This is a genomic window from Cupriavidus sp. 05T313 (assembly GCF_056396665.1).
The window spans coordinates 1-5,992 of sequence record NZ_JBFTLX010000341.1; the positions used below are offsets into that span (position 1 = coordinate 1).

At 68.4% G+C, this 5,992-nt stretch carries 6 protein-coding genes; 3 read left to right on the forward strand and 3 right to left on the reverse strand.

Annotated elements, in window-relative coordinates; all coding sequences use genetic code 11:
* The first annotated feature begins 195 nt into the window (after nt 1-195).
* Nucleotides 196-1,680 (forward strand): cobyric acid synthase, encoded by a 1,485-nt coding sequence (locus AC1DKD_RS38085; RefSeq protein WP_477111302.1) that lies wholly within the window; start codon nt 196-198, stop codon nt 1,678-1,680.
* 119 nt (nt 1,681-1,799) lie between these two features.
* Nucleotides 1,800-2,450, forward strand: coding sequence for a nucleotide-binding protein (locus AC1DKD_RS38090; protein WP_441635517.1), 651 nt, complete (start codon nt 1,800-1,802; stop codon nt 2,448-2,450).
* Here AC1DKD_RS38090 and AC1DKD_RS38095 read toward each other — a convergent pair.
* A complete protein-coding gene (locus AC1DKD_RS38095) occupies nt 2,431-2,982 on the reverse strand; it encodes an N-acetyltransferase family protein (protein WP_477111293.1) in 552 nt (183 codons plus the stop codon). The genes AC1DKD_RS38090 and AC1DKD_RS38095 overlap by 20 nt on opposite strands.
* Before the next feature lie 220 nt (nt 2,983-3,202).
* Here AC1DKD_RS38095 and AC1DKD_RS38100 point away from each other — a divergent pair, with 220 nt between their 5' ends.
* Nucleotides 3,203-4,390 carry a PepSY-associated TM helix domain-containing protein gene (locus tag AC1DKD_RS38100; RefSeq protein ID WP_441635521.1) on the forward strand — a complete coding sequence of 396 codons (1,188 nt, stop codon included), beginning with the start codon at nt 3,203-3,205 and terminating at the stop codon, nt 4,388-4,390.
* Between the two features lie 117 nt (nt 4,391-4,507).
* Here AC1DKD_RS38100 and panC read toward each other — a convergent pair whose 3' ends face one another.
* Together panC and AC1DKD_RS38110 are read right to left on the reverse strand one after the other, a co-directional pair.
* Entirely contained in the window at nt 4,508-5,356 is an 849-nt protein-coding gene (panC, locus tag AC1DKD_RS38105) for a pantoate--beta-alanine ligase (protein ID WP_035864067.1), read from the reverse strand.
* Nucleotides 5,357-5,496: 140 nt separating this feature from the next.
* A partial coding sequence (locus AC1DKD_RS38110; protein WP_477144477.1) for a segregation and condensation protein A occupies nt 5,497-5,992 on the reverse strand: 496 nt, incomplete at its 5' end.

Genomic DNA, 5,992 nt, shown 5'->3' on the forward strand with positions numbered 1-5,992 from the left:
GACGGGCTCGGTGGCGGTGGCGGAGGCTTGTGCCGGGATCATCCGGGTATTGTAGCGGGCGCATCCATGGATCGCACGCCCGCGATGGCGCGCGCAGGGCCGCCGGGAAGCACTCGATGCGATAATCCCACGATGCAAAAAAATCTCTCCGAAGCCACCGCGCAGGCGCTGCCGGGCGGCTTGCGCGGTACCTTGATGGTGCAGGGCACCACCTCCGACGCTGGCAAGAGCACCCTGGTGGCAGGCCTTTGCCGGGTGCTGGCCCGCGCCGGCGTGCGCGTGGTTCCGTTCAAGCCCCAGAACATGGCGCTCAACAGCGCGGTCACCGCCGACGGCGGCGAGATCGGGCGCGCGCAGGCCTTGCAGGCGCTGGCCGCCGGGCTGGCGCCGCATACGGACATGAATCCGGTGCTGCTCAAACCCAGCAGCGATACCGGCGCGCAGATCATCATCCATGGCCAGGCGCGGCTGGACCTGGATGCGCGCGCCTATCACGCCTACAAGCCGGTGGCGATGCAGGCGGTGCTGGCCTCGCACTGGCGCCTGGCCAGCGCCTACGAGGTCGTCATGGTGGAGGGCGCCGGCAGCCCGGCGGAGATCAACCTGCGCGACCGCGACATCGCCAACATGGGTTTTGCCGAAGCGGTCGACTGCCCGGTGGTGCTGGTGGCCGACATCGACCGCGGCGGCGTGTTCGCCCACCTGGTGGGCACGCTGGACTGCCTGTCGGAATCCGAACGCGCGCGCATCAAGGGCTTCATCATCAACCGCTTCCGCGGCGACATCGCGCTGCTGAAGCCCGGGCTGGACTGGCTGGAGGCGCGCACCGGCAAACCCGTGCTGGGCGTGCTGCCCTACCTGCATGGCCTGCACCTGGACGCCGAGGACGCCATCATCGGCTCGCAGGCGGCCAAGCAGGGCGAACTGCTGCGCGTGATCGTGCCGGTGCTGCCGCGCATTTCCAATCACACCGATTTCGATGCGCTGCGCGCGCATCCGCAGGTGGACCTGCGCTTCATCGGCCCTGGCATGCCGATCCCGCCTGCCGACCTGATCGTGCTGCCAGGCAGCAAGAGCGTGCGCGCCGATCTGGCCTTCCTGCGCGCCAATGGCTGGGAGCCGGCCCTGCGTCGGCATCTGCGCTATGGCGGCAAGGTGATCGGCATTTGCGGCGGCATGCAGATGTTGGGCCGGCGTGTGGACGACCCGGCCGGCAACGAGGGCACGCCCGGCAGCAGCGAAGGTTTCGGATTGCTGGACTACGAGACRGTCCTGGCGCCGCACAAGCAGCTGCGTGTGGTGAGCGGCCGGCTGGCCCTGGAGGAYGGCAGCGAGGCAGCCGTGCAAGGCTACGAGATCCATATGGGCGTGACCACCGGCGCGGCGCTGGCGCGCCCGGCGCTATGGCTCGAAGGCGAGCGCCCGGACGGCGCGCAGTCGGAGGACGGCCAAGTGCTGGCCTCCTACGTCCACGGCCTGTTCGACCAGCCCGAGGCCTGCGGCGCGCTGCTGCGCTGGGCCGGGCTGGCGCGGGCCGAAGGCGTCGACCTGGCCGCGCTGCGCGAGGCGTCGCTGGAGCGGCTGGCCGACACGCTCGCCGCGCATCTCGACCTGGGCACCTTGCTGGCGCCCTTGCAAACTTCGCCGCTGGCCGGGCCGCCCGCGCGCGGCAACTGCTAAACTCGCAGGCGGGTCCGCTCCGCCGGGGCCCGCTTACGACAAACGGCAAGGCCGTGGCGGAACCCGGAGCGGCGCGCCCGAGGGCAGCGCCGCCATGGAAAGCCATTGCGGAGACACCCATGCCTGTAGTCGTGATCGCCAATCCCAAAGGCGGCGTAGGCAAGACCACGCTGGCCACCAACCTGGCGGGCTATTTCGCCAGCGCCGGCCATGCCGTGATGCTGGGCGATACGGACCGCCAGCAATCCTCGCGCGCCTGGCTGGGTTTGCGGCCGGCCTCGGCGCCGGCCATCCGCACCTGGGACATCAGCTCCGACCAGATCGCACGTCCGCCCAAGGGCACCACCCATGTGGTGCTCGACACCCCGGCCGGCCTGCACGGCTGGCGCTTCAACGACGTGATGAAGCTGGCCCACCGCGTGGTGGTGCCGCTGCAGCCTTCCCTGTTCGATATCCTGGCCACCCAGGATTTCCTCGCTCGCCTGGCGGACGACAAGCGCGTGCGCCACGGCGAGGTGGAGGTTGGCGTGATCGGCATGCGGGTCGACCTGCGCACCCGCGCGGCCGAGCAGTTGCAGCGCTTTGTCGCGGAGCTGGGGCTGCCGGTGCTGGGTTTCCTGCGCGATACGCAGAACTACGTGCAGCTGGCCGCGCACGGGCTGACCTTGTGGGACGTGGCGCCATCCCGCGTGGCGCGCGACTGGGAGCAGTGGCAGCCCATCATCGGCTGGCTGGAGCAGCCCGCCCTGGCTAAGCGCCCAGCCGCCTGAGCAGGGCGTCCACCGACGGCCAGCTGACGCGGCGTACGGCCACGATAAGGCTGGCGCCGGGAAACGCATCGTCGAACGGTTCGCTTTCGATGCCGTCCAGGCGCCGGTAGAACTCGCGCGCCTGGGTGTTGCTGTCCAGCACATAGAGGAAGAGCGGCTGCCCGGGCCATCCGCTGGCCGCGCGCCGCGCGCAATGCGCGAACAAGCGCTTGCCGAGGCCCAGTCCATGCCATTGCGGCAGCACATGCAGGTTGTCCAGGTACACGCCGAACTGCGGCTCGGCTTCCGCTTGCAGGCAGGCAAAGCCGGCCGGCTCGCCATCCACGCGCGCGAGCGTGACCTCCAGCGGCCCCTCGGCGCCATCCACCAGGCGTGCCCGCCAGGCCCGCAGGCGCTCGGCCGGCACTTCCCGTTCCAGGTAATCCGCCGGCAACAGGCCCTGGTAGGCGTGGTGCCAGCTTTGGGTGTGCAGGCCGGCAATCAGCGCTGCATCTTGGGTCGCGGCGGGCAGCAATTCGATCGATCTGGGCATCTTCAGGGCAGGAACGCGGGGCCGGCGGTGGCCGCGCACGCCATTCTGCCGCAATCCGGTGCGGCCCCGCCACAGTCTTGCTCCCGTCGCGCGCGGGCTTGTAACGCCTGATAGAATCGCGAATCTTTCGCATTCTCATTTTTACTGGCGTGACGTATCCATGCGTTGCCGGCCTGTGATGCGTAATACATAACCCCCCCAAATCTGCTCTCTGCCTCCCATGGTCACCGGCCGCCTGCGCGTTGTCATCGTCAAGATTCATCTCTACATCGGCTTAACGCTGGGTTTGCTGTTCGTCATGCTGGGCCTGACCGGCACCGCCATCGCCTGGCGCGATGAACTCGATGCGCTGCTCAACCCCGGATTGCTGACCGCCTCGGCCGAGGTGCCGCTGCCGGTCGCGCCGGCGACGGTACAGGCGGCGACCGACAAACTGCAGGCCGATCCGCGCTACGGCCGTCCCGGGTTGCTGATGCTGCCGTCCGCGCCGCACGAGGTGTTCGTGGCCTGGTATCCGCTCAAGGGCGCGGATGCCGGCCGTTCGCGCCAGGTCATGGTCGATCCCGTCACGCTGGCGGTGAAAGGGGAGCGGGTCTGGGGCGAGCCGGGGCTGTCGCGCCCGCTGCTGATGCCCACCTTGTTCCAGGTGCACCATTACCTGCTGTCTGGCGAGACCGGCCGGACCATTCTCGGCATTGCCGGCATGTTGCTGCTGGTGATGGTGATCTGCGGGGTCGCGATGTGGTGGCCCAAGCTCAAGCCGCGCGCGGTGTTGCATGCCTTTCGCATCACGCACGGCGGCTCCTGGTCACGCTTCAATTATTCGCTGCACCGCGCGGGCGGCATCTTCGCGGCGCCGGTGCTGGCTACCATGGCGTTTTCCGGCTGGTACCTGGACCTGCCCAAGTGGGTGACGCCGCTGGTGGCCGGCGTGATGACGGTGACGCCACCCGGCAAGCCGGCATCGGCGCCTGTGCCCGCCGGAACGCCGCCGCTCGGCGCGGCGCAAGCGGTCAGCGCGGCCCAGGCGCTTTACCCCGCCGCGCAGGTCACGCGGGTGAGTTTCCCGCGCAAGGCCGGCGATCCCTTCGAGGTCCGCGTGCGCCAGCCCGGGGAGGTCCGCCAGGGCAGCGGCGCCACCCGGATCTGGCTCGATGCCCACACGGGCAAAGGCCTCGGCGTGCGCGATCCGATGGCCGCGCCCGCCGGCGATACCTTCCTCAACTGGATGTACCCGCTGCATACCGGTGAAGCCTTCGGTTTGCCGGGGCGGATCTTTATCTCGGTGTTCGGGCTGGTGCCGCTGCTGTTCGCCGTGACCGGAGTGCTGATCTGGTGGAAGCGGCGGCGCGGGCATCGGCGCCATGTGGCCCGGACGCTGCAACGCGCCAGGGCACGGACCGCCTGACCGGGCCGGGTCTGCACGGGCGGTGCCCCGGCAGGGCCTTGAACGACAAAAAGAGAAGCGGCCCTGGGGCCGCTTCTCTTTGCTACGGGGTAGGTGCGGCGCCAGCCGCTCCCGGCGTCAGATCTCGAGATTGTCGATCAGCCGGGTAGCCCCCAGCTTGGCTGCCGTGAGGATCACCAGCGGCTCGCCCGCCACGTATTCCTCGCGGGTCGGCGGCTGCAGGTCTACCTGCTTGCGGATGGCAATGTAGTCCGGCTTCCAGCCACGCGCCTGCAGCGCAGCCTGTGCATTAGCCTCGATCGCGGCCAGGTCGGCGCTGGCGCTGTTGGCGGCCAGAACGGTATTGCGCACGTCATGCAGCGTCTTGTAGAGCACCGGTGCCTCGGTGCGCTCGTCGGGCGTCAGGTAGCGGTTGCGCGAGGACAGGGCCAGGCCGTCCTCGGCGCGCACGGTCTCGGCCGGCACGATGTCGATCGGCAGCGCGAACTGGTTCACCATGCGGCGCACGATCATCAGCTGCTGGTAGTCCTTCTTGCCGAATACCGCCACGCGTGGCTGCGCGCACGAGAACAGCTTCATCACGACCGTGCAGACGCCTTTGAAGAAGCCGGGGCGGAATTCGCCTTCGAGGATGTCGCCGAGGTCGTGCGGCGGCTCCACGCGGTATTCCTGRGGCTCGGGGTACATGTCCCGCTCGGTCGGCGCAAACAGCACGTACACGCCTTCCTTCTGCAGCTTCTCGATGTCGTCCTGCAGCGTGCGCGGGTACTTGTCGAAATCCTCGTTGGGACCGAACTGCAGCCGGTTGACGAAGATTGACGCGACCACCGGGTCACCGTGCTGGCGCGCCAGGCGCATCAGCGACAGGTGGCCTTCGTGCAGGTTGCCCATGGTCGGCACGAAGGCCGCCCGGTTCTGTCCGCGCAACTGGTCCCGCAACTCGTGAATGGAGGAGATGACTTTCATGAAGTTGGTGTGCTGGTCGTGGTAGGGATGACCCTGGCGCATACGCGCGCCCGAGAAGCCGGTCTGGTGCTCTTGGTGGCGCCGACTGTCGGCGGATTGTAGAGCATGTGGCCCGAGGCGGGCGCCGCTATCGGTGCGGCCTAGCTGGGAATGTACGCCAATCGCACATAAATCGGCGCAAACGGCTCGGCCTGGGTGATCTCCACCAGGGCTTCACGCGAGAGCTCCAGCATGGCGATGAAGTTGACCACCACCACCGGCACGCCCTTGCCGGAGCGCACGGCTTCGTCGAAGAGCTCGCTGAATTCCATGAAGCGCGTATGCTGCAGGCGCCGCAGGATATGGCTCATGTGCTCGCGCACCGACAATTCCTCGCGCGAGATCTTGTGGTGCTGGTTGAGCCTGGCGCGCTTGAGCACGTCGGCCCAGGCGGCCTGCAGGTCCACGACCTCGACATCGGGAAAGCGCGGCGCGAGGCTTTGCTCGATATAGACCTGCGAGTGCAGGAAGTCGCGCCCGAGCTGCGGCACCTGGTCGATGCGCATGGCCGCCAGCTTCATCTGCTCGTATTCGAGCAGGCGGCGCACCAGTTCGGCCCGGGGATCCTCTTCTTCCTCGTCGCTGTCGCTTTTCTTC